This is a genomic window from Pseudonocardia sp. DR1-2 (assembly GCF_023717215.1).
GTDB lineage: Bacteria > Actinomycetota > Actinomycetes > Mycobacteriales > Pseudonocardiaceae > Pseudonocardia > Pseudonocardia alni.
Genome location: NZ_JAMQOF010000011.1, coordinates 142,660 through 164,668 on the forward strand (window position 1 = coordinate 142,660; position 22,009 = coordinate 164,668).

A 22,009-nucleotide genomic window follows, 5' to 3' on the forward strand; every position below is an offset into this window, starting at 1 on the left:
AGCTATCCCCATCTTTGGTGATGTGCCGCCGCAGAACGGGATGGCGACGGTGAATACGCTGGAGGGCATGAGTAAAGCCGTGCTGACCGCCGTGGCGTGGCCCTACGCCAACGGCCCCCGGCACATCGGCCACGTGTCCGGCTTCGGTGTGCCCTCCGACGTGTTCGCCCGGTACCGGCGGATGGCGGGGGACCGGGTGCTGATGGTGTCCGGCACCGACGAGCACGGCACCCCGATCCAGGTCCAGGCCGACGCCGAGGGGCTGACCCCGCGCCAGCTCGCCGACAAGTACAACGGCGTGATCACCGACGACCTGCAGGGTCTCGGGCTGAGCTACGACCTGTTCACCCGGACCACGACGTCGAACCACTACCGCGTCGTGCAGGACATGTTCACCGCGCTGTACAAGAACGGCTACGTCGTCCCGAAGACGCAGCTGGGCGCGATCAGCCCGTCCACCGGCCGCACCCTGCCCGACCGCTACATCGAGGGCACCTGCCCGATCTGCGGCTACGACGGCGCCCGCGGCGACCAGTGCGACAACTGCGGCAACCAGCTCGACCCGGCCGACCTCAGGAACCCGCGCTCGCGGATCAACGGGGAGACGCCGAAGTTCGTCGAGACCGAGCACTTCTTCCTCGACCTGCCCGCCTTCTCCGAGGCGCTCGGCAGCTGGCTGTCGACCCGCACCGACTGGCGCCCCAACGTGCTCAAGTTCTCCGCCAACCTGGTGGAGAACCTCAAGCCGCGCGCCATCACCCGCGACCTGGAGTGGGGCGTGCCCGTCCCGCTCGACCTCTGGTCGGACAACCCGCTCAAGAAGATCTACGTCTGGTTCGACGCCGTCATCGGCTACCTGTCCGCCTCGGTGGAGTGGGCCCGCCGCGGCCCGGACCCGGACGCGTGGAAGCAGTGGTGGACCGACCCGGCCGCCGAGGCCTTCTACTTCATGGGCAAGGACAACATCACCTTCCACTCGGTGATGTGGCCGGCGATCCTGCTCGGGCAGAACGGCGCGGGCGACCGCGGCGGCGAGCCGGGGCCGTACGGGACGCTCGACCTGCCCAGCGAGGTCGTGTCCTCGGAGTACCTGACGATGAGCGGGTCGAAGTTCTCGACCAGCCGCGGCACCGTCATCTACGTCGGCGACTTCCTGCGCGAGTTCGGGCCGGACGCGCTGCGCTACCACATCGCCGTCGCCGGGCCGGAGAACCAGGACGTCGACTTCACCTGGGACGAGTTCGTCCGCCGGGTGAACTTCGAGCTGGCCAACGAGTGGGGCAACCTGGTCAACCGGTCCATCTCGATGGCCCACAAGAACGTGGGCGCGGTCCCCACGCCGACGGCGCCGCAGCAGGCCGACGCCGAGCTGCTCGCGTACTCGCGGGCCGGGTTCGACACCGTCGGCGGGCTGCTCGCGCGGAACCGGTTCAAGCAGGCCGCGGGTGAGGCGATGCGCGTGGTCACCGCCGCGAACCGGTACCTGTCCGACCAGGAGCCGTGGAAGCGCAAGGACGACCCGGAGCGCCGGGACACGATCCTGCACACCGCGCTCCAGGTCGTGCAGGACGCCAACACCCTGCTGACCCCGTTCCTGCCGCACGCGGCGCAGAAGGTGCACGAGGCGCTCGGTGGTACCGGGGTGTGGGCCGCGCAGCCGGAGAAGACGACCGTCGACGACCTCGGCGACGGCCCCGCCTACCCGGTCCTCACCGGCGACTACGCCGCCGAGCAGGCCCACTGGGGGTCGACGCCGATCGAGGTGGGACGCCCGCTGGCCAAGCCGTCGCCGATCATCGCCAAGCTCGCGCCCGAGCTGGGGGAGACCGGACCGGAGTGGGCCCCGGTCCAGAAGTGAGCGGACACGGCCGCCGGCCGCGTCCCGAGCCGCCGGAGCCGCTCGCCGCGCCGACGATCGACAGCCACACCCACCTCGACGCGTGCGGCTGCGAGACCGACGCCGACGTCGTCGCCGCGATGGACCGGGCGGCGGCGGTCGGCGTCGTCGGCGCGGTCACCATCGCCGACGACCTCGACGGCGCGCGGTTCGCCGTCCGCGCCGCGCACGCCGACGACCGGGTGTGGGCGGCCGTCGCGCTGCACCCCACCCGGACGGCACGGGTACCGGCCGCCGACCTCGCCGAGATCGAGCGGCTGGCCGCCGACGACCGTGTCGTGTCGATCGGCGAGACCGGCCTGGACTACTACTGGGACCACAGCCCGCCCGCCGCGCAGCAGGACGCGTTCCGCTGGCACATCGGGCTGGCCAAGCGCACCGGCAAGCCGCTGATGATCCATGACCGGGACGCCCACGACGACGTCCTGCGCATCCTCCGCGAGGAGGGCGCCCCGGACACCGTCGTCTTCCACTGCTTCTCCGGCGACGCCGCGATGGCCCGGGAGTGCGCCGACGCCGGGTACGTCCTGTCCTTCGCCGGGCCCGTCACCTTCAAGAACAACCACGAGCTGCGCGCCGCGGCGGCGCTGGTGCCCGCCGGGCAGTACCTCGTGGAGACCGACGCGCCGTTCCTCACCCCGCACCCGCACCGCGGCCGCGCCAACGAGCCCTACGTGCTGCCGTGGACCGTGCGGGGGATCGCCGCGACCCGCGGGGAGTCCGAGGCCCTGGTCGCCGAGACGGCCCGCCGCAACGCCGAACGGATCTTCCGGCTGCGCACAACCGATTGACGCCGTCCGCCGTGACGAGTGGCGGGGTTGTCGTCACTCACCGTCGACCACCGTCCGCTCGTCGCCACGCGCGCGTCGGAAACGCTGCGCCGGGTCACGGTCCGCTAACGTCCGTCGTCGTACCCGCCGGGACGGGGTCGCTCCCCCGACCCGCGGGACGACGACCGGTCCGCTCCCCAGCGACGGTTCCGCTCCCCGGCACCGCGCCGGTCGTCGTTCCCGCAGGTCATGGCCCTTCCCGGACAGCCGAGCCCCCGGGAAGTCATGTCTTCGCGTCACGCCGCACCGCTCGCCGACGACGAGCTCACGCGACCGCTCCCCGTCATCGCGCCCGCCGGTCTCGCCGGCGACGAGGCCGGGTACGTCACCTACGAGGGCCGTCACCGCACCGCCGGTGCCCGCTCCCGGGCCGGGGTCCGGACGGCCGCTGCGGCCGCGCTGTTCTCGGTCCCCACCGGCGGCCTCGCCGCCGCGGTGCTCACCGCCCCGGCCGAGCAGCCCGCCCGGGAGCTCCAGGCCGGGCTCGCCGCGAACGCCACCGACCTCGGCACGGCGTCGATGAACCTCGACCGGCCCTCCTCGCCCGCGTCGTTCGCCCCGGTCGCCGCCCCGACCACCGGCTCGGACATCGTGAACGCCCAGATCGTCGAGTCGCAGAAGCTCCCGGCGCCGGAGCAGGAGGTGCAGGACCCGTCGCTCGACGAGGGCACCCGCACCGTCGTCGACCCGGGCCGCGAGGGCGCCCGCAGCATCATCTGGCGGGTCACCTACGACCAGGGCCGCGAGATCGCCCGCGAGCGCGTCGGCGCCGGTCAGGACACCCCGGCCATGCCGCGCGTCGTCAAGGTCGGCACCAAGAAGAAGGTCGAGGAGACCGTCGAGAAGGCCGCCGCGAAGGCGAAGTCCTCGGCGCCCGCGGTCTCGAACGGCGCGACCTGGGACAAGCTGGCCAAGTGCGAGTCCGGCGGCAACTGGGCGATCAACACCGGCAACGGCTACCAGGGCGGGCTGCAGTTCAACAAGCAGACCTGGCAGGCCTACGGCGGCGGGCAGTACGCCCCGACCGCGGACCAGGCCTCCCGCGAGGAGCAGATCGCGGTCGCGGAGAAGGTCAAGGACGACCGCGGCGGCTACAGCGCCTGGCCGTCCTGCTCCTCCAAGCTCGGCCTGAGCTGATCCCGCACGCACCCCGCCCGGGGTGCCCGGCGAGAATGGTGCCGTGAGCGACCACGGGACCGACGGCGGCCGGAGCCGGAGCATCGACGCCGACGGCGACCGGAGCCGGACCACCGCCACCGCCCGCCTGCTGGGCCCGGCCGACGTCCGGGTGCTGGCCGAGCGGCTCGGTCTGCGCCCCACCAAGAAGCTCGGCCAGAACTTCGTCCACGACGCCAACACCGTCCGCCGGATCGTGAAGTCCGCCGGTGTCGACGGCGACGACGTCGTCCTCGAGGTCGGCCCCGGTCTCGGCTCGCTCACCCTGGCGCTGCTGCCGGTCGCGGCCCGGGTGCACGTCGTCGAGATCGACCCGGTGCTGGCCGGGCTGCTCCCCGCCACCGTCGCTGAGCGCGCCCCCGAGCTGGCCGGTCGCCTCACCGTGACCGGGGCCGACGCCATGCGGGTCGGCGCGGACCGGCTCGCGGCCGACGCCGGGCCCGGTGCGGCGCCGCCCACCGCGATCGTCGCGAACCTGCCCTACAACGTCGCGGTGCCGGTGATCCTGCATCTGCTCGCCGAGCTGCCGTCGCTGCGGACCGGGCTGGTCATGGTGCAGGCGGAGGTCGCCGACCGGCTCGCCGCCGGACCCGGCTCGCGCGAGTACGGCGCCCCCAGCGCCAAGCTCGCCTGGTACGCGGCCGCCCGCCGGGCCGGGCCGGTGCCGCGCGCGGTGTTCTGGCCGGTCCCCGGCGTCGACTCCGGGCTGCTGGCCTTCACCCGGCACGACCCGCCCGCCGACGCCGACCGGGCGGCGACCTTCGCGGTCGTCGACGCGGCCTTCGCACAGCGCCGCAAGGTGCTGCGGGGAGCACTGTCGGGCTGGGCCGGCTCGGCCGCGGCGGCCGAACAGGCCCTGCGCGCCGCGGGGGTCGACCCCACCGCCCGCGCCGAGACCCTGGCGGTGTCCGACTTCGCCCGGATCGCCCGGAACCGCCCGGCTGGGCACCCTCCCACCCGACCGGACCGTGCCGGGGGCGGCGCATGATGGCGTGGTGACGCGGTCGAGGGAACAGGTGGTCAGCGCCGACGGGACGAACCCGTGGCCCGCGCTGTGGGCGCTGGTGATCGGGTTCTTCATGATCCTGGTCGACGCCACCATCGTCACCGTCGCGACGCCCGCGCTCCTGACCTCGCTGGACGCCGACGTGAACTCCGTCGTCTGGGTGACCAGCGCCTACCTGCTCGCCTACGTCGTCCCGCTGCTGGTCACCGGGCGGCTGGGGGACCGGTTCGGGCCCAAGCGGGTCTACCTGTGCGGGCTCGCGGTGTTCACCCTGGCCTCGTTGTGGTGCGGGCTCACGACGACCGTCGGCGCCCTGATCGTCGCGCGGGTCGCCCAGGGCTTCGGCGCCGCGATGATGACGCCGCAGACCATGGCCGTCATCACCCGGACCTTCCCGGCGGCCCAGCGCGGGCGCGCGATGAGCCTGTGGGGCGCCGTCGCCGGCGTCGCGACACTCACCGGGCCGATCGTCGGCGGGCTCCTCGTCGGCGGCCTCGGCTGGGAGTGGATCTTCTTCGTGAACGTCCCGGTCGGGGTGATCGCCTTCGTCGCCGCCTGGCGGCTGGTGCCCTCGCTCGAGACCTCGCGCCGCCGGTTCGACGTCGTCGGCGTGGTGCTGTCCGCAGCGGGCATGTTCCTGCTGGTCTTCGGCATCCAGGAGGGCCAGAAGTTCGGCTGGAGTGCCGGGATCTGGGCGCTGATCGGCAGCGGCGTCGTCGTGCTGGTCGCGTTCGTGTGGTGGCAGCGGGTCACCACCAGCGAGCCGCTGGTCACGCTGCGCCTGTTCCGGGACCGCAACTTCTCGCTGGCCAACATCGCGATCTGCACCGTCGGCTTCGCGATCACCGCGCAGGGCTTCCCGCTGATGATCTACGCGCAGAGCGTGCGCGGCTTCACCCCGACCCAGGCCGCGCTGCTGCTCGCGCCACTGGCGATCTTCTCCGGCGCGCTCGCGCCGTACACCGGGCGGCTGACCGACCGCGTCCACCCGCGGCTGATCGGCGGCTTCGGGATGTCGACGTTCGTCATCGCGCTGGCCTGGCTGGCGTGGGTGATGGGCCCGGACACCCCGGTCTGGCAGCTGCTGCTGCCGCTCACCCTGCTCGGCATCTCCAACTCCTGCGTCTGGGCGCCGATCTCCACCAGCGCCACCCGCAACCTGCCGATGGACCAGGCCGGATCCGGGTCGGGTGTCTACAACACGACCCGTCAGGTCGGCGCGGTGCTCGGCAGCGCGGGCATCGCGGTGCTCATGGAGTCGCGGATTGCCGCGCTCGTCCCGGGCGCGTCGGCGACCGGCGGCTCCCCGGAGGCCGCCGCGACCGGCGGCCCGCTGCCCGAGATGCTCCGCGAGCCCTTCGCGACGGCGATGGCCCAGTCGATGCTGCTGCCCGCGGCCGTACTGGTGATCGGGTTCGTGGCCGTCGCCTGCTTCGCGACGCCGCGCCACCTGGTCGAGCGCCGCGCCGCCACGGAGCGCACCGGCTCCGCGGAGTCACTCACCCGGTAGCTCCTCCTCCAGGAGCGGGCGTCTCCTCCGGGAGCGGGCGTCGGCGGTGGGCCGGGTGATCGGTCAGGCGGCGGTCCTCGGCGCTCCGCCGTGCCGCCCAGACCGTCTGGCCGTGAGGTCTGCACCCGCGAGGTCTGCACCGTGTGGGATCCGCGCCGGGCGATCCGCCTCGGGCGGTCCGCGCCGGGCGATCGCGGATGCCTGTTGTGCGAGTTCGCTTACCCGGTGAGCGAATTCGCCGGAGAGACGGTGTCGGTGGGGACGATCCCGGTGCCGACGGTGGTAGATCGGGCGGTGTCGGGTGGGGGGCGGTCTCGGGCGGGGCGGGCGGTGGCCGTCCCACCGGCAGCGCTGTCCTACCCATCGGCCCGCGTGGGTGCCGGTTCTCCGAACTCGCTTACCGGGTAAGCGGATTCGTCGGGGGACGGGTGCCCGTGACCGGGGCTGATCGGCCTGCCGCGTCACCCGGTGCCGCGCCGCCGGGGTCGGATCGGCCGGGGTCGGATCGGCTGGGTCGGATCGGCCGAGGTCGGGCCGCCGGGGTCCGGCCGGCCGGCCGGACCGGGAAGTGCGGCCGGACCGGGCAGTGCGGCCGGACCGGGCAGTGCGGCCGGACCGGGCAGTGCGGCGGACCGGGCGGCCCGGCCGGACCGGTGAGCCCGGCCACCCCGGATGCCGGGCGGCGGCGGCCCGTCCCGTGCTGCCCGTAGGGTTGAGCGGTGCTGTCCGCCGTGCCGCGACCGGTCACCGTCCGGGTTCCCGCGAAGATCAACCTGCACCTCGCCGTGGGCGGGGTGCGGCCGGACGGCTTTCACGACCTCGTCACGGTGTTCCACGCCGTCAGCCTGTTCGACGAGATCTCCGTCGAGCAGGCCCAGGAGCCCGCGCTGGAGGTGCACGGCGACGGCGTCGCCGAGGTGCCGCTGGACGCCACCAACCTGGCCTGGCGGGCGGTCGAGCTGCTCGCGGAGAAGGCCGGGCGTGACCCGGACGTGCGGGTGACCCTGCGCAAGGGCATCCCGGTCGCGGGCGGCATGGCGGGCGGCTCCGCGGACGCGGCGGGCACGCTCGTCGCGCTGTCCTCGCTGTGGCGGCTGGAGCTGGGCCGCGACGAGCTGTCCGAGCTGGCCGCCGAGCTCGGATCGGACGTCACGTTCGGCCTGCACGGCGGTACCGCGCTCGGCACCGGCCGCGGCGAGAAGATCATCCCCGTGCTCGCCCGGCACCGGCTGCACTGGGTGATCGCGCTGGCCCGCGGCGGGCTGTCCACGCCGGCGGTGTTCTCCGAGCTGGACCGGCTGCGCGGCGACGGTCCGATCGCCGAGCGGCCGGTCGAGCCCGTCCTGGAGGCACTGTCCTCGGGGGACCCGCGCCGGCTCGCGCTCAACCTGGGCAACGACCTGCAGGTGGCCGCCGTCTCGATGGCCCCGGACCTGCGCCGCACCCTGCGCGCCGGGGTCAACTCCGGCGCGCTCGCCGGGCTGGTGTCCGGGTCCGGGCCGACCTGCGCGTTCCTGTGCGCCGACGCCGACTCCGCCGTCGAGGTCGCGACCGAGCTCGCCGGGATGGGGGTGTGCCGGACGGTGCGGGTCGCCCACGGCCCGGCCGGCGGCGCCCGCATCGTCGACACCTCCGAGACCGGCGGCGACCACCCCCCCGACCGCGGCGGTCCCTCGAGCTCCGGCTCGTGGCCCCCGGTCCGTGCCTGACCTTCCCGACGGTGGAGACGTAGTTGCCCGAGAACCTGCTCAACCTGGAGAACGTCACCGCGCACGTGCCCGGTGACGCCAGCCGCGTCCTGCTCGACGGTGTCTCGCTCGGCGTCGAGCGCGGCGACCGGATCGGCGTCGTCGGCCTCAACGGCGGCGGGAAGTCGACCCTGCTCGACGTGATCACCGGCGACCGGCCCGTCGAGGGCGGCCGGGTCAGCCGCCTCGGGGGCCTGCGGATGGCGCACCTGGTGCAGCACGACCGCTTCCCGGCCGGGTCGACGGTGCGGGACATCGTCCTCGCCGAGTACGGCGCCGACCACGAGTGGGCCGCCGACGCCCGGGTCCGCGACGTCCTCGACGGGCTCGCCATCTCCGACATCGAGCGACCCACCGACGGGCTGTCCGGCGGCGAGAAGCGCCGGGTCGCGCTCGCCGCGGCGCTGATCGGGGAGCTCGACCTCGTCGTCCTCGACGAGCCCACCAACCATCTCGACGTCGAGGGCATCGGCTGGCTCGCGACGCACCTGACGTCGCGGCGGATCGCACTCGTCGTCGTCACCCACGACCGCTGGTTCCTCGACACCGTCTGCACCCGGACCTGGGAGGTCGCGAACGGGCGCGTCGAGTCCTACACCGGCGGCTACGCCGACTGGGTCTACGCCCGCGCCGAGCGCGGCAGGCAGGCCGACGCCGCCGAGCAGCGCCGCCGCAACCTGGCCCGCAAGGAGCTGGCCTGGCTGCGCCGCGGTCCGCCCGCCCGGACCTCGAAGCCCCGCTACCGGATCGAGGCCGCGGAGGCCCTGATCGCCGACGTGCCCGCGCCGCGCGACACCGTCGAGCTGATGGCGTTCGCGACCAACCGGCTCGGGCGCACCGTGCTGGAGCTGGAGGACGCGACCGTCTCCGTCGCCGGGCGCACCCTGCTCGACGACGTGACCTGGCGGCTCGGCCCGGGCGACCGGGTCGGCATCGTCGGGGTCAACGGCTCCGGCAAGACGACGCTGCTGCGTGCCCTGTCCGGGGAACGTGCGCTCGACTCGGGCCGGCGCGTCCAGGGCAGCACCGTGAAGATGGCGCAGCTGTCGCAGGAGCTCGTCGACCTGCCCGCCGAGATGCGCGTGCTGGAGGCCACCGAGGCCGTCGCCAAGTACGTGCGGTTCGGCAAGCAGGAGATGACCGCGTCGCAGGTGCTGGAGCGGCTCGGGTTCCCCGCGGCCCGCCAGTGGACCCCGGTCGGGCGCCTGTCCGGTGGCGAGCGCCGGCGGCTGCAGCTGACCCGGCTGCTGATGGACGAGCCGAACGTCCTGCTGCTCGACGAGCCCACCAACGACCTGGACGTCGACACCCTCGCCGGGCTGGAGGACCTCCTCGACGGCTGGCCGGGCACCCTGGTGGTCGTCAGCCACGACCGGTACCTCACCGAGCGGGTCTGCGACCAGGTCGTCGCCCTGTTCGGCGACGGGCACCTCACCCACCTGCCCGGCGGGATCGGCGAGTACCTGACCCGTCGTGCCGCCACCGGCCACGGCCCCGCCGGGGCCGCACCGACCGCGCCGGTACCGGCCGGCGCGCCCGTCGCACAGGCGGCCGGGCCGAAGGCGAGCGCCGCGGAGCAGCGGGCCGCCCGCAAGGACGCCCAGCGCCTGGAACGACGGATGGGGCAGCTCACCGCGCAGGAGGAGAAGCTCCACGCCCGGCTCGCCGAGGCCGCCACCGAGCCCGGAAAGCTGATGGAGCTGGACCGGGAGCTGAAGGCCGTCGTCGCCGAGCGCGAGAGCGTCGAGCTGGAGTGGCTCGAGGCCGCCGAGCGCGCTGAGGGATGAGGGGTCTCTCCTACCCAGGTAGGAGAGACCCCGGGTAAGAGATCAGTAGTTCGACCGATCCGCGGCCCCCGGGTGCGCGGATACCGTCGTACTCGCGTCACGGCGGGCTGGGGAGCCTCGCCGGGGCGCGGGGGGAGAGACGGGCCGGTTCCGTCGCCACAGTCGGGGGGTGGCGACGGGACCGGGCTCGTGGCGGCGAGTCCGCCACCCGCGGCTGTCACGCTGATGCCAGCGCCGTACCAGGGCCGTGTCAGCGTCCGGGCGCACGCTCACCGGCATGAACACTCCCGCTATCGAGGTCGACGGCCTGGTCCGGACCTTCGGTGACGTCCGCGCCGTCGACGGGATCTCCTTCTCCGCCGGGCGCGGACAGGTCCTCGGGCTGCTCGGCCCGAACGGCTCCGGCAAGACGACGACCGTCCGCATGCTGGCCACGCTGCTCCCGCCCTCGGCGGGCCGGGCCGCGGTGCTCGGCCGCGACGTCGTCGGCGACGCCGCCGGGGTCCGCTCCCTGATCGGCCTCACCGGCCAGTACGCCGCCGTCGACGAGTCCCTGACCGGTCGCGACAACCTGTACCTGATCGGCAGGCTGCTCGACCTGCCGCGCCCGGCCGCCCGGGCCCGCGCCGTCGAGCTGATCGAGCGCTTCGGGCTCACCGACGCCGCCGGGCGCCGCGCCGGCACCTACTCCGGCGGCATGCGCCGGCGGCTCGATCTGGCCGCGAGCCTCGTCGGGCGCCCCGAGGTGCTGTTCCTCGACGAGCCCACCACCGGGCTGGACCCGCTGCACCGCAACGAGGTGTGGGAGGCCGTGCGACGGCTCGCCGAGGACGGCGTCACCGTCCTGCTCACCACCCAGTACCTGGAGGAGGCCGATCAGCTCGCGCACGACCTCGTCGTCCTGGACCGGGGGCGGGTCATCGCCTCGGGCACGGCCGCGCAGCTGAAGTCCCGGGCCGGCGGGCGACGCCTGCACGTGCGCCCCGAGCTGCCGCGCGAGGCACCGCTGGTCGCCGCCGTCGTCGCGCAGGAGGCCGGCGCCGAGCCGACGGTCGAGCCGTCCGGGGAGGTCACCGCGGCCGTCGCCGACCACGGTGCGCTGCGCCGCACCGAGGACCGGCTGGTGGCCGAGGGCGTCGCCGTCGCCGAGATCGGTCTGCGCCTCCCCAGCCTCGACGACGTCTTCCTCTCCCTCACCGGCCACGCGGCCGAGACCACCTCCGGAGGCCCCCGATGACCGCCACCCTCGAGACCCCGCCCACCAGCCCGAGCTCCGGCCGGTCGGCCGGCTCCGCCCCGATGCTGCCCTCGACGGTGCGGCACGGGCTGTCGCTGGCCCGCCGCGGGATCGTGAAGACGATCCACTCACCGGAGGCGCTGATCGACGTCACGCTGCAGCCGGTCGTCTTCCTGCTGCTGTTCGTCTACGTTTTCGGCGGCGCGATCGCCGGCAACAGCACGGAGTACCTGCACTACGCCCTGCCCGGTGTCCTGCTCCAGACGGTGGTGTTCGCCTCCGCGGGCACCGGCGTGGGCCTGGCCGAGGACCTCAGGACCGGGATCTTCGACCGCTTCCGCAGCCTGCCGATCTCCCGCGCGGCCCCGCTGGTCGGCGCGATCGGGGCGGACCTCGTCCGCTACGTGACCTCCGGCGTGATCATGCTGGTGTTCGGGTTCGCGCTCGGCTACCGGACCCCGGCGGGCCCGCTCGGCATCCTCGCCGCGTTCGGGCTGGTCGTCGCGTTCGCGTTCGGACTGTGCTGGGTGTTCACCGCGCTCGCGATGGTCGTGAGGCAGCCCCGCTCGGTGCAGGGACTGTCCGCGCTGATCATGCTGCCGCTGACGTTCGCCAGCTCGGTGTTCGTCCCGACGCAGACGATGCCCGGCTGGCTGCAGGGCTTCGTCGCGGTCAACCCGGTCTCGCGGACCGCGGACGCCGTGCGCGCCCTGCTCGACGGCGCGCCGGCGGGTGGCGCGGCGACGGTGTCGCTGCTGACCTCCGCGGGCCTGGTCGTGGTCTTCGCGCCCCTGGCCGTCGCGCTCTACCGCCGCCGGACCTGAGGGCGCGGCGGCCGGGCGCTCACGGTGTGGGGGGCGCGTCCCGGGGGAGGGCCCGGCCACGGTCGACCGCAGCCTCGGCCGCGGCCGGGCCCAGCCGTGCGCGGACCCCCTCCAGCGTCGCGACGACCTCGGGCAGCCCCAGGTGCAGTGCCCCCCGGCGGGCCAGGGCGACGCCGAGCAGCTCCCCGGCCCGCTCCGCGTCCCCCGCGTCCAGCGCCCACCGCGCGGAGGTCTCGGCGACCAGGCCGAGGATCGGTCCGTCCTCGCTGGCGACGGCGGACCGCCCGGCCTGCTCCAGCCGTTCGCGGGCGTCGCCGGGACGTCCGAGGGCGAGCAGCGCGGCCGCGATGAGCGCGTGCGTCGACGCCTCCCGCTGCAGCCGTCCGGGGCCGGGCCGGGCCGGCGCGTCGCACTCCTGGAGCAGGTCCAGGGCCTCCTGCGGTCTCCCGAGCCGCAGCTCGACGTCGGCCCGGCCCCAGCGCAGGCCGAAGTCCGCACGGGGGTCGTCGACGATGTCGTGGTCGACGGCCAGGCGGAGGTGCTCGCGGGCCTCGGTCTCGTCGCCGTCGCGGGAGGCGAGCCGGGCGAGCTGCAGGTGGAACTGGGGGACGTCGTCGGCGTTGCCCAGCTCGGCGGACAGCGCGACCGCCTCGGTCCAGGCCCGGCGGGCGGCGTCGGTGTCCCCGGCGTAGTCCTCCAGCTCACCGAGCGCGAACGTCGTCATCCCGAGCCCGAAGCGGTCCCCGGTCCGGGCGAACAGCTCGTGCGCGGCCCGCAGCCGGACCCGCTGCACGTCGAGGTCGCCGGTGTTCTCGGCGTACGCGGCGATGATCTGCGACGCCGTCGCCCGCAGCCACGGCTCGCCGTCGCCGTCGGCGATGGCCACGAGCGCGGAGCGGTCCCCGTCACCGAACAGCAGGCCCGTGGGCCGGGCGAGCTCGACCACGGGGTGCCGCGGCTCGGGCAGCTCCGGCCACAGTGCGACGACGGCGTCGAGCTCCGCCTGCGCCGCACCCGGCTCGTCGCCGAACCCGATGTGGACCGTCGCCCGGATCGTGCGGGCGAACGCGACCGCGGCGGCCGGTGCCTCGGCCGGGACCGTCGCCGTCCGGTCGGACCAGCGCTTCAGCGACCCGAGGTCGCCGCGGACCATCCAGCTCCAGCCCAGTGCCGCGAACAGCCGGTGTGCCCGGGGACCGTCGCCGGCGTCGACGGCGCGGTCCAGCGCGCGGACGGCCTCGCCCTCCACCCGCCGGACGACGGCGAGCTGGTCGAGCTGGTCCCCGGTGCGCAGCCGTGGTTCCCCGGGCTCCAGCACCGCGAGCAGGTGGTCGGCGTGCGCCGCGGTCACGGCGTCGTGGTCCGGTGCGTCGGCGAGCCGTGCGGCGGCGTACTCGCGGATCGTCTCCAGCATCCGGTAGCGGGTCGCGCCGTCCTCGGCGCCGTCGACCGGGACGACCAGCGACTTCTCCACCAGCGCCGGGAGCAGGTCGAACGCGTCGTCGCCGCAGACGGCCTCGACGGTGCGGGCGTCGACCGGACCGGCGAACACCCCGAACCGGGTCGCGAACGCACGCTCGGCGGGGGAGAGCAGGTCCCAGCTCCAGTCGACGACGGCCCGCAGCGTCTGGTGGCGGGGCAACGCGGTCCGCGCACCGGTCACCAGCAGCCGGAACCGGTCGGCGAGCCGGTCGGCGATCTCGGCCGGGGTCATGCTGCGCACCCGGGCCGCCGCGAGCTCGATCGGCAGCGGCTGACCGTCGAGACGACGGCAGATCTCGGCGACGGCCCGGGCGTGGGCGGCCGGGTCGAGGTCCGGCCGGACGGCGACGGCCCGTTCGGCGAACAGCCGCGTCGCCTGCGCCGGGTCCAGCGACCCCAGCGGGTGCAGGACCTCGCCCGGCACCCCGAGGGGTTCCCGGCTGGTCGCCAGTACCCGCAGCCCGGGCAGCCGGGCGAGCAGGTCGTGGACGAGGTCCGCGACGTCGTCGACCAGGTGCTCGCAGTTGTCCAGCAGCAGCACCAGCTCGCGGCCGGTCAGCGCCGACACCAGCCGTGTCCCGGCGTCCGGACCACCGCGGTCCGCGACCGACAGCTCCGGCCCGCCGACGGCGTGCAGCGCGGCCGGGACCACCTGGTCGCCACCGGTCAGCGCGGCCAGCTCGACCACGGCGACGGCCGTACCGACGTCGCGCACGGCCTCCTGCGACAGCCGGGTCTTCCCGGCCCCGCCCGGCCCGACCACGGTGACCAGCCGCGTCGAGCCGAGCAGCGCCCGCACCCGGTCCAGGTCCTTCTCGCGGCCGACGAACGAGGTGAGCGCCACCGGCCGGGTCCGCTCCTGCGGCGGTCCCGGCCGCCGTGCGGGGACCGCGGTGGCGGCGGGCGGGTCGTCGCGCAGCAGCTCGGTGCGGGTCCGCAGCAGCTCCGGGCCCGGGTCGACGCCGAGCTCCTCCGCCAGCGCGGCCCGGGTCCGGTCGAGCACGGCCAGCGCGTCGGCCCGCCGTCCGGCCGCGTGCAGCCCGCGGGCCAGCGCGACGGCCGTGGTCTCCCGGAGCGGCTGCTCGGCGAGGACCGCGGTCAGCGCGTCCAGACCTGCCGTGGGCACGCCGGCCGCGAGCCCGCGGGCGGCCAGCTCCTCGGCGGCGCCCGCGCGGGCGTCGGTCAGCCGGGTGGCGGCCGGTGCGGCGAACGCGAGCCCGTTCAGCCCGCCCAGCGGCGCACCGTGCCACAGGTCGAGGGCCTCGGTGAGCAGGGCGCGGGCGCGGTCGTCGTCCGGGTCGGCCGCCGCGGTCCGGCGCAGTGCGGCGAACCGCAGGGCGTCGACCTCGTCCGGGTCGACGGCCAGCAGGTAACCGCCGGTGGCCGACCGCACCCGGTCGGCGCCGATCGCGCGGCGCAGCCGGGTGGCGAGGGACTGGAGCGCGTTCGCCGTCGACGGCGGGTCGTCACCCCACAGCGCGTCGACCAGCGTCGCGGTGTCGACCGGATGCCCGGCGTCGAGCGCGAGCCGGGCGAGCAGACCCCGCACCCGGGCGCCGGCGGGCAGCAGCTCGCGCCCGCCGGCGTCGGTGAGGGAGACGGGGCCGAGCAGCCGGATCGACATCACCGGCCATTCTGCCCCGCAACGGCCACCGGTTTCCGGCCGACCGAGGTCAGCTCGACCGCTGGACCACCTGCGCCAGCTCGTCGAGTGTCGTGAGGGTCTCGGACTCCGGGAGGGTCGGGAGCAGGAACGTGACCCGCTCGACGCCGACCTCGGCGTAGCCCGCGACGACGTCGGGGTCCGGCTCCCCGCCGAACACCGTGGTCGGCACGTCCGGCTTGCCCCGCTCGGCGAGGTCCTCGCGGACGCGGCGGATCTCGTCGTAGGAGGTGTGCGAGCGCGGGAGCCAGCCGTCGCCGACCTCGGCGAGCCGGTTCAGCGCGGCCTCGCTCTCCCCGCCCAGGTAGATCGGCGGGGTGCGGACCGGCTTGGGCCAGGAGAAGGACCGCTCGACGTCGAGGTGCTTGCCGTGGAACTCGGCCTCGTCCTCGGTCCACAGAGCCCGCAGCGCGTGCAGCTGCTCGGTCATGAGCGGCCCGCGGGTGCTCGGGTCGACGCCGTGGTTGCGCATCTCCTCGCGGTTCCACCCCGCGCCGACGCCGAACAGCAGCCGCCCGCCGGACACCAGGTCGAGGCTCGCGGTCTGCTTGGCGGTGTGGATGACGTCGCGCTGCGGCAGGAGCACGATCCCGGTGCCCAGCAGCAGGTCGGTGGTCGTCCCCGCCATCGCGGTGAGCGCGACGAACGGGTCGAGGGTGCGGTAGTAGACCCGCGGCAGGTCGCCCCCGCCGGGGTAGGGCGACTCCCGGCTGGTGGGGATGTGCGAGTGCTCGGCGAGGAACACCGAGTCGAAACCGCGTTCCTCCAGCGCCCGGCCCAGCGGCCCGGGGCGGATGCCCTCGTCGGTCACGAACGTTGCGATACCGAACTTCATGGTGCCGGGTACCCGCCGTGCGCCGTCCGCACGCGGGGCCGACCGCCTCAGCTCGCCGGCACCGGCGGTGGAGCGCTCCCGCCGAGGCGTGCGGAGAGGTCGTCGGCCGCCTCCCGCAGCATCGGGACGAACCCGACGAGCTCGTCACGCCCGGCGCGGACGGCCGGTACCGACACCGACAGCGCGGCGACCGCGCCGGTGTGGTCGAAGACGGGCACGGCCACGGCGACGACCCCGGGGACGCGCTCCTCCAGCGAGATCGCATAGCCGTCGCCGCGGACCACCTCGATCTGCCGGTCCAGCCGTTCCTGCGCGGACGTGTCCCCGGCGAGCCGCGCCCGGGCAGCGGCGAGCCGCTCGGGGGCGACATGGGCGAGGAGCGCCTTCCCGGGCGCGCCCTCGTGCGGGGGACGGGGCGCGCCGAGGTCGGTGTAGATGCGGCGCAGTGGTTGCTGGGACTCCACCTGGGCGATGGTCCGGCGGCTGGGCTCGGCGTCGAGGACGTGGAGCCCGACGGTCTCCCCGGTCCGGTCGCGGAGCCGCGTCATGATCGGGAGGGCCTGCGACTCCAGGGACAGCTGCTCGCGGGCGACCTCGCCGAGCCCGAGCAGCCGGGGGCCGAGCGAGTAGGCGGTCGAGCCCGGTGCCTGCGCCATGAATCCGTGGCTGGCCAGCGCGCTCACCAGGCGGTGGGTGGTGCCCCGGGTCAGCCCGGTGAGCCGGGCGATCTCGGTGATCCCGGCGATCGGCCGGGCGCGGGAGAAGACGGACAGGATCGCGACGGCCCGGTCGATCGACTGGACACCGCCCCCGGTCGCCTGCTCCCCGGCCTCGTCGCGTCGTGCCTCCACGGGGCCGGAGCTTAACGACGTCCCCGCGGTGCGGCCGTTGCCCGGGCGCCCACCTGTCGTCTACGGTGCCCGCATTACGAAACACTGTTCCGAAAGGTGGGCACTATGGCAGTGCAGTCAGGGGCTCGAGCCGGTTCGACGGAGGCGTCCGACGCGGAGAGGGCGGCCGGGAGCAGCCGCTTCGACAGCGTCCGCGCCCGGATCGGCCTGCCCGTCGGGCCGCTCGGGTTCCTCGCGGTCCTCCTGCTCGCGGACGGACTCGTCTGGCCCCAGCGGGCGCTCGCCGCGGTGTTCGTGCTGGTCATGGTGTGGTGGGTCACCGAGGCACTGCCGCTGGCGGTGACGGCCGTCTTCGCGGTCCTGATGTGCGTGTTCCTCGGGGTCGCCGACGAGGAGACCGTGCTCGGGGCCTTCGGGACCGACACGATCTTCGTGTTCCTCGGCGGCTTCGTGATCGCCCGGGCCATGAGCGTGCACGGGCTCGACCGCCGGATCGCGCTGCGTGCGCTCTCGGTGCCGGGCATCGCCGGGTCCCCGGTGCGCACGATGATCGCGTTCGGCGTGCTGGCGGCGGTGATCTCGGCGTTCGTGTCCAACACCGCGACGGTGGCGATGCTGCTGCCGATCGGGATCGGCATCGTCCGCTCGGTGAGCACGGTCAGCACCCGTGAGGGCGGCCCGGACCTGTCGCGCTCGCGCTGGGCGACGTCGGTGATGCTGATGATCGCCTACGGCGCGTCGATCGGAGGGCTCATCACACCGGTGGGCGCGCCGCACCAGCTGATCGGCCGCGACCTGGTCGAGGCGCAGACCGGCCGCACGATCGGCTTCGTCGAGTGGGTGACGATGTTCCTGCCCATCGTGCTGGTCATGTTCGTGGCGCTGGCCGTGCTGCTGCTCCTGCTCAACCGGCCCGAGGTCACCCGCCTCGAGGGCGCCGCCGAGTTCGTCGCCGAGCAGCGGGCGGCGCTGGGCGGCGTGACCCGCGGGGAGAAGAACACCGTCGTCGCGTTCCTCGTCGCCGTCGTGCTCTGGACCACCCCGGGCGTTCTCGGGGCCGTGATCGGCGAGGACACCACGCCCGTGCTCTGGCTCACCGAGCACGTGACGGAGGGGGTCGCGGCCGTCTTCGCGGCCACCCTGCTGTTCCTCCTGCCGGCACGGTCGGCCACCGGTGGTGGCCCCGCCCCGACGCTCACCTGGGCCGAGGCGGTGAAGATCGACTGGGGCGTGATCCTGCTCTTCGGCGCCGGCACCGTGCTCGGGTCGATGTCCTCGGAGACCGGCCTCGCCCGGACCTTCGGCGACGGCATCGCCTCCGGGCTCGGGGTGTCGTCGCTGGTGGCGGTGACGGTGCTGGCGGCCGTCATGGCCCTGCTCGTGTCCGAGACGACCAGCAACACCGCGAGCGCCGGGATCGTCGTGCCGATCGTGGTCCCGATCGCGGCCGCCATCGGCGTCGATCCGCTGATCCCCGGGCTCGTCGCGACGGCCGCGGCCGGATACGGGTTCATGCTCCCGGTCTCGACCCCGCCCAACGCCATCGTCTACGGCTCCGGCCTCGTCCCCCTCACGAAGATGATCCGCAGCGGCGTCGTCTTCGATGTCGTCGGCGTGGCGGTGCTCGTCGTCGGAGTCCTGCTCATGGCCCCTCTGGTCGGCCTGTGACCGGCCGTCCCACCCCGCACCCCACGACCCAGGAGACAACCGTGTCCCACCCCCTGCAGGCCCTCGTCCGCCGGATCCTCGACCGGACCGGTCCGCTGCCGGACGAGGTGCTCGCCGCCGCCCGGCGCACCGTCGCCAACGTCGTCGCCACCGCCGTCGGTGCGGCCGGCGCCCCGGCCGTGGACGCGGTCGTCGCGGCGTCCACCGCGATGGCGCCCGGCGGGACGGCGGTCGTCCCGGGCCGTCCCGAGCGTCTCCGTCCGCTCGACGCCGCCCTGGCCACCGGGCTCGCCGCGCACCTCGACGACTTCGACGACACCCACCTGCGCACCGTGATCCACCCCGGCGCCGTCGAGCTGGCGACGCTGGTCGCCCTGCAGGACGGGCCGGCAGCCCGCGACGCCGACGAAGTGCTCACCGCCGTGGCCTGGGGCGTCGAGGCGCAGCTGCGGCTGGGCAACGCGATCTCGCCCGAGCACTACGACGCCGGCTGGCACATCACCGGCACCTGCGGCCCGGTCGGCGCCGCGGTCACGGCGGGCCTGCTGCGGGGGCTCGACGCCGACCGCCTCGCCGTCGCGGTGGCGCTCGCGGCGAGCGGCCCGGTCGGCAACCGGGAGGGCTTCGGCTCGATGACCAAGCCGTTCCACCCCGGGCAGGCGGCCGTCGTCGGGCTGCGTGCGGTGCAGGCGGCCGTGGACGACGCCCCGTGGCCGGGTGACGTCCTCACCGGCCCGGCGGGACTCGCGACCCGGCTCGCCGGCGGGGCGTTCCGGCCCGGCGAGCTCCTCGACGACCTCGGCACCCGGTGGGAACTGTGCGCCAACACGTTCAAGCCCTACCCCTGCGGCATCGTGACCCACCCGGCGATCGAGGCCGCCGAGGCCCTGCACAGCGGGCTCCCGGCCGGTGACACCCGCGTGATCGAGGAGATCGAGCTCGTCTGCCACCCGCTCGTCCCCGAGCTCACCGGCAACCCCGACCCCGTCGACGGGCTGCAGGCCCGCTTCTCCACCGCGCACGGGATCGCGGCGGGGCTCCTCCTCGGGCAGGTCGGCCTCCCCGCCTACGACGACGACCTGGTGCGCAGCGACGAGGCCGTCCGGCTGCGCTCGCTGGTCCGGTTCGAGGCCCTCGACGACTGCGCCCGCGACGCCGCCCGGATGCGGGTCCGGGTCGGGGGCGAGTGGCGTCACCACGACGTCGAGCACGTCCGGGGGAGCCTGGCCCGCCCGATGACCGACGACGACCTGGCGGCGAAGGCCCGCGCGCTGGTCGAGCCGGTCCTGCCCGGGCGCGCCGCGGAGCTGGACCGGGCGTGCCGGGCCACCGGACCCGGCTGGGTGACCGCGCTGCTGGCCGCGACCACGCCCGGCCGGGCGCTGCCCCGCCGGGCCCCGGAGTCCACGGTTCCGGTCGCCGGAGCCGACCCGGCACTGGCCGAGCTCGTCGCGGAGCGCGCGGTCCGGCCCGGCCCGCGGGCCGCGGAGCTGCTGGCCCACCTGGTCGACCGGGGACGGTCCGCCCTGGACGACGCCCCGCACGAGGCCGATCCGCGCCGCCGGGCCCTGGTGGTGGCGCACGCGCTGGGGAGCGAGCACGACCCGGCGGTCACCGCGGCGGTGGCCGCCGCACTGGCCTGCGGGGACGGCACCGACGCGGTGGCACCCGCCGTCGCCGGGGCCGGTGTCGCCCTCGACCTGGCGGGGGTGCTGGAGGTGCCCTCCCGTGCGGTCACCCGGGTGGCCGCGGCGCTGGCGGCCGCCGTCGCGGCGGGCTCGTCGGCCCGGGTCGTGCTGCACGCCCTCGGGCTCTCCGCCACCCAGGTCACCGGGGTGGCGGGCGACGCGGGAGGCGGTGGGACGCACGCACGGTCCCGGGCCGACGCGGTGGTCGACGGTGTCGCCGCGGCCCGGCTGGCCGCGGCCGGGGTCACCGGGCCGGCGCAGCCGCTGCACGGCAGGCGCGGCGTGCTCGCCCTGCTGGGCACCGACGACGCGGCACGGCGGGAGATGACCGCGGCGTCGGCGGCGTCGGCGCTGGAGGGGGCGGCGGTGCCGGTCGTGGCCCCGCTGTGACCGGACCGGGCGCGGCGCTCAGCCGCGCCCGGCGAGCCGGTCGAGCAGCAGGGCCTCCGCCAGCACCCCGCGCCCGAACATGCCCAGGTGCAGGCTCTCGTCGATGCCGTGCCAGCGGCTGGCCGGGTCCCCGACGCCGGTGACCAGCACCGCCGCGCCCGGGAACGTCCGGGCGAACTCGGCGATGAACGGGATGGACCCGCCGATGCCGGTCTCGACGGCGTCGTTGCCGTAGGCGGCGGAGAACGCGGCGCGGGCGTGGTCGTAGACCTCGCCGGCCGACGACAGGCTGAACGGCTCGGCGACGCCGTGGCCGGGCGTCACCGACACGTGCGCGCCCCACGGGACGTTGGCCTCCAGGTGCTCCGCGAGAGCGCGCTGGGCCTCGCGGGCGTCCTGGCCGGGGGCCAGCCGCATGCTGACCATCGCGCGGGCGCGGGGGAGCAGCACGTTCGAGGCCTCGGCGACCTTCGGCGCGTCGATCCCCAGCACCGCGACGGCGGGGGCGTGGTTGACCCGGTCCGGGATCGAGCCGGTGCCGAGCAGCTCGACGCCGTCGAGCAGGCCCGCGTCGGAGCGGTAGGTCGCCTCGTCCGGGTCGGGCGCGTCGGAGCTGCCGCGCACCAGGCCGGGGACGGCGACCTCGCCCTTGTCGTCGTGCAGGGTGGCCAGGGTGCGGCACAGCGCGGTCAGCGCGTCCCCGACCGGGCCGCCGTAGACCCCGGAGTGCACCGGGCGCTCCAGCATCGACACCTCGACGACGACGTCGACCAGGCCGCGCAGGCTGGTGGTCAGCGCCGGCACGTCGACGGCCGGGTTGGCGGCGTCGGCGATCACGATGACGTCGGCGGAGAGCTTGTCGTGGTGCTCGGTCAGCAGCGCGGTCAGCGTGGGGGAACCGGACTCCTCCTCGCCCTCGATGAACAGCACGACCCCGACCGGCGGCCGTCCCTCGTAGGCGCGGAGCACGGCGAGATGGGTCATGACGCCGGCCTTGTCGTCGGCGGCGCCACGGCCGTAGAGCCGCCCGTCGCGCTCGGTCGGCTCGAACGGCGGGCTGGTCCACTCGTCGTCGCCGCCGGTGGGCTGGACGTCGTGGTGGGCGTAGAGCATGACCGTCGGCATGCCCTCGGGTGCGGGCCAGTGCGCGACGACGGCCGGGGCCCCGCCGTCGGCGGAGATGATCTCGACCGAGGCGGCGCCCGCGTCGCGGGCCAGCGTCGCGACGGCGTCCGCGGAGCGGCGGGTGTCCTCGGCGTGTGCCGGGTCGGCCCAGATGCTCGGGATACGGACCAGCGCCTCGAGGTCCGTGCGCGCGCCCGGGAGGACGGCGTCGACGGCGGCGGAGAGGTCGGCGGGAGCGGGGGCGGTGTGCGGCTCGGCCATGCGCCCGGATGCTACGCCGCGGCGCGTCGCG

At 75.3% G+C, this 22,009-nt stretch carries 15 protein-coding genes; 11 read left to right on the forward strand and 4 right to left on the reverse strand.

Going from position 1 to position 22,009, the window contains the following annotated elements:
* Nucleotides 1–67: 67 nt before the first annotated feature.
* The 9 genes from metG to ND486_RS26455 all read left to right on the forward strand — a co-directional run bounded on the left by metG (nucleotide 68) and on the right by ND486_RS26455 (nucleotide 12,015).
* Nucleotides 68–1,858 carry a methionine--tRNA ligase gene (gene metG, locus ND486_RS26410; RefSeq protein ID WP_251787061.1) on the forward strand — a complete coding sequence of 597 codons (1,791 nt, stop codon included), beginning with the start codon at nucleotides 68–70 and terminating at the stop codon, nucleotides 1,856–1,858.
* Complete coding sequence (locus tag ND486_RS26415) at nucleotides 1,855–2,688, forward strand: TatD family hydrolase (protein ID WP_062400196.1); 834 nt, start codon at nucleotides 1,855–1,857, stop codon at nucleotides 2,686–2,688. Before metG ends, ND486_RS26415 begins: the two co-directional genes overlap by 4 nt.
* 264 nt (nucleotides 2,689–2,952) lie before the next feature.
* The gene (locus tag ND486_RS29430; protein ID WP_285899302.1) at nucleotides 2,953–3,864 is read left to right on the forward strand and encodes a resuscitation-promoting factor; all 912 of its coding nucleotides are present in this window, start codon (nucleotides 2,953–2,955) and stop codon (nucleotides 3,862–3,864) included.
* A gap of 127 nt (nucleotides 3,865–3,991) precedes the next feature.
* On the forward strand, nucleotides 3,992–4,891 hold the full coding sequence (rsmA, locus tag ND486_RS26430; protein WP_224403981.1) for a 16S rRNA (adenine(1518)-N(6)/adenine(1519)-N(6))-dimethyltransferase RsmA: 900 nt from the start codon (nucleotides 3,992–3,994) through the stop codon (nucleotides 4,889–4,891).
* Between the two features lie 7 nt (nucleotides 4,892–4,898).
* Nucleotides 4,899–6,419 carry a DHA2 family efflux MFS transporter permease subunit gene (locus ND486_RS26435; protein ID WP_251787062.1) on the forward strand — a complete coding sequence of 507 codons (1,521 nt, stop codon included), beginning with the start codon at nucleotides 4,899–4,901 and terminating at the stop codon, nucleotides 6,417–6,419.
* Between the two features lie 719 nt (nucleotides 6,420–7,138).
* Nucleotides 7,139–8,128 (forward strand): 4-(cytidine 5'-diphospho)-2-C-methyl-D-erythritol kinase, encoded by a 990-nt coding sequence (locus ND486_RS26440; RefSeq protein ID WP_251787063.1) that lies wholly within the window; start codon nucleotides 7,139–7,141, stop codon nucleotides 8,126–8,128.
* A gap of 23 nt (nucleotides 8,129–8,151) precedes the next feature.
* On the forward strand, nucleotides 8,152–9,954 hold the full coding sequence (locus ND486_RS26445; protein ID WP_208818758.1) for an ABC-F family ATP-binding cassette domain-containing protein: 1,803 nt from the start codon (nucleotides 8,152–8,154) through the stop codon (nucleotides 9,952–9,954).
* Nucleotides 9,955–10,231: 277 nt separating this feature from the next.
* A complete protein-coding gene (locus tag ND486_RS26450) occupies nucleotides 10,232–11,191 on the forward strand; it encodes an ATP-binding cassette domain-containing protein (protein WP_083474532.1) in 960 nt (319 codons plus the stop codon).
* Nucleotides 11,188–12,015 (forward strand): ABC transporter permease, encoded by an 828-nt coding sequence (locus tag ND486_RS26455; RefSeq protein ID WP_251787064.1) that lies wholly within the window; start codon nucleotides 11,188–11,190, stop codon nucleotides 12,013–12,015. The genes ND486_RS26450 and ND486_RS26455 overlap by 4 nt, the downstream gene beginning before the upstream one ends.
* A gap of 19 nt (nucleotides 12,016–12,034) precedes the next feature.
* On the opposite strand, the gene ND486_RS26460 is transcribed toward ND486_RS26455, so the two are convergent.
* Genes ND486_RS26460 through ND486_RS29960 form a run of 3 tightly spaced genes read right to left on the reverse strand, consistent with a single transcriptional unit; the run spans nucleotide 12,035 to nucleotide 16,846 of the window.
* Nucleotides 12,035–15,121, reverse strand: a complete 3,087-nt coding sequence (locus ND486_RS26460; RefSeq protein WP_251787065.1) for a BTAD domain-containing putative transcriptional regulator — start codon at nucleotides 15,119–15,121, stop codon at nucleotides 12,035–12,037.
* A 49-nt stretch (nucleotides 15,122–15,170) separates the two neighbouring features.
* Entirely contained in the window at nucleotides 15,171–15,995 is an 825-nt protein-coding gene (locus tag ND486_RS26465) for an LLM class F420-dependent oxidoreductase (RefSeq protein ID WP_251787066.1), read from the reverse strand.
* Between the two features lie 47 nt (nucleotides 15,996–16,042).
* Nucleotides 16,043–16,846, reverse strand: a complete 804-nt coding sequence (locus tag ND486_RS29960; RefSeq protein WP_251787067.1) for an IclR family transcriptional regulator — start codon at nucleotides 16,844–16,846, stop codon at nucleotides 16,043–16,045.
* Between the two features lie 105 nt (nucleotides 16,847–16,951).
* On the opposite strand from ND486_RS29960, the gene ND486_RS26475 reads away from it, so the two are divergent.
* On the forward strand, nucleotides 16,952–18,514 hold the full coding sequence (locus ND486_RS26475) for a DASS family sodium-coupled anion symporter (protein WP_251787068.1): 1,563 nt from the start codon (nucleotides 16,952–16,954) through the stop codon (nucleotides 18,512–18,514).
* Nucleotides 18,515–18,555: 41 nt separating this feature from the next.
* Complete coding sequence (locus tag ND486_RS26480) at nucleotides 18,556–20,592, forward strand: MmgE/PrpD family protein (RefSeq protein WP_251787069.1); 2,037 nt, start codon at nucleotides 18,556–18,558, stop codon at nucleotides 20,590–20,592.
* Between the two features lie 18 nt (nucleotides 20,593–20,610).
* Here the strand turns inward: ND486_RS26480 and ND486_RS26485 are convergent, their stop codons facing one another.
* On the reverse strand, nucleotides 20,611–21,978 hold the full coding sequence (locus ND486_RS26485; RefSeq protein ID WP_251787070.1) for a dipeptidase: 1,368 nt from the start codon (nucleotides 21,976–21,978) through the stop codon (nucleotides 20,611–20,613).
* Nucleotides 21,979–22,009 lie beyond the last annotated feature (31 nt).

Bases quoted from the DNA above. Each gene is read 5' to 3' on its own strand.
- metG (WP_251787061.1), top strand. From the start codon at position 68: ATGAGTAAAGCCGTGCTGACCGCCGTGGCGTGGCCCTACGCCAACGGC.
- ND486_RS29430 (WP_285899302.1), top strand. From the start codon at position 2,953: ATGTCTTCGCGTCACGCCGCACCGCTCGCCGACGACGAGCTCACGCGA.
- ND486_RS26450 (WP_083474532.1), top strand. From the start codon at position 10,232: ATGAACACTCCCGCTATCGAGGTCGACGGCCTGGTCCGGACCTTCGGT.
- ND486_RS26455 (WP_251787064.1), top strand. From the start codon at position 11,188: ATGACCGCCACCCTCGAGACCCCGCCCACCAGCCCGAGCTCCGGCCGG.
- ND486_RS26460 (WP_251787065.1), bottom strand. From the start codon at position 15,121: ATGTCGATCCGGCTGCTCGGCCCCGTCTCCCTCACCGACGCCGGCGGG.
- ND486_RS26465 (WP_251787066.1), bottom strand. From the start codon at position 15,995: ATGAAGTTCGGTATCGCAACGTTCGTGACCGACGAGGGCATCCGCCCC.
- ND486_RS26475 (WP_251787068.1), top strand. From the start codon at position 16,952: ATGGCAGTGCAGTCAGGGGCTCGAGCCGGTTCGACGGAGGCGTCCGAC.
- ND486_RS26485 (WP_251787070.1), bottom strand. From the start codon at position 21,978: ATGGCCGAGCCGCACACCGCCCCCGCTCCCGCCGACCTCTCCGCCGCC.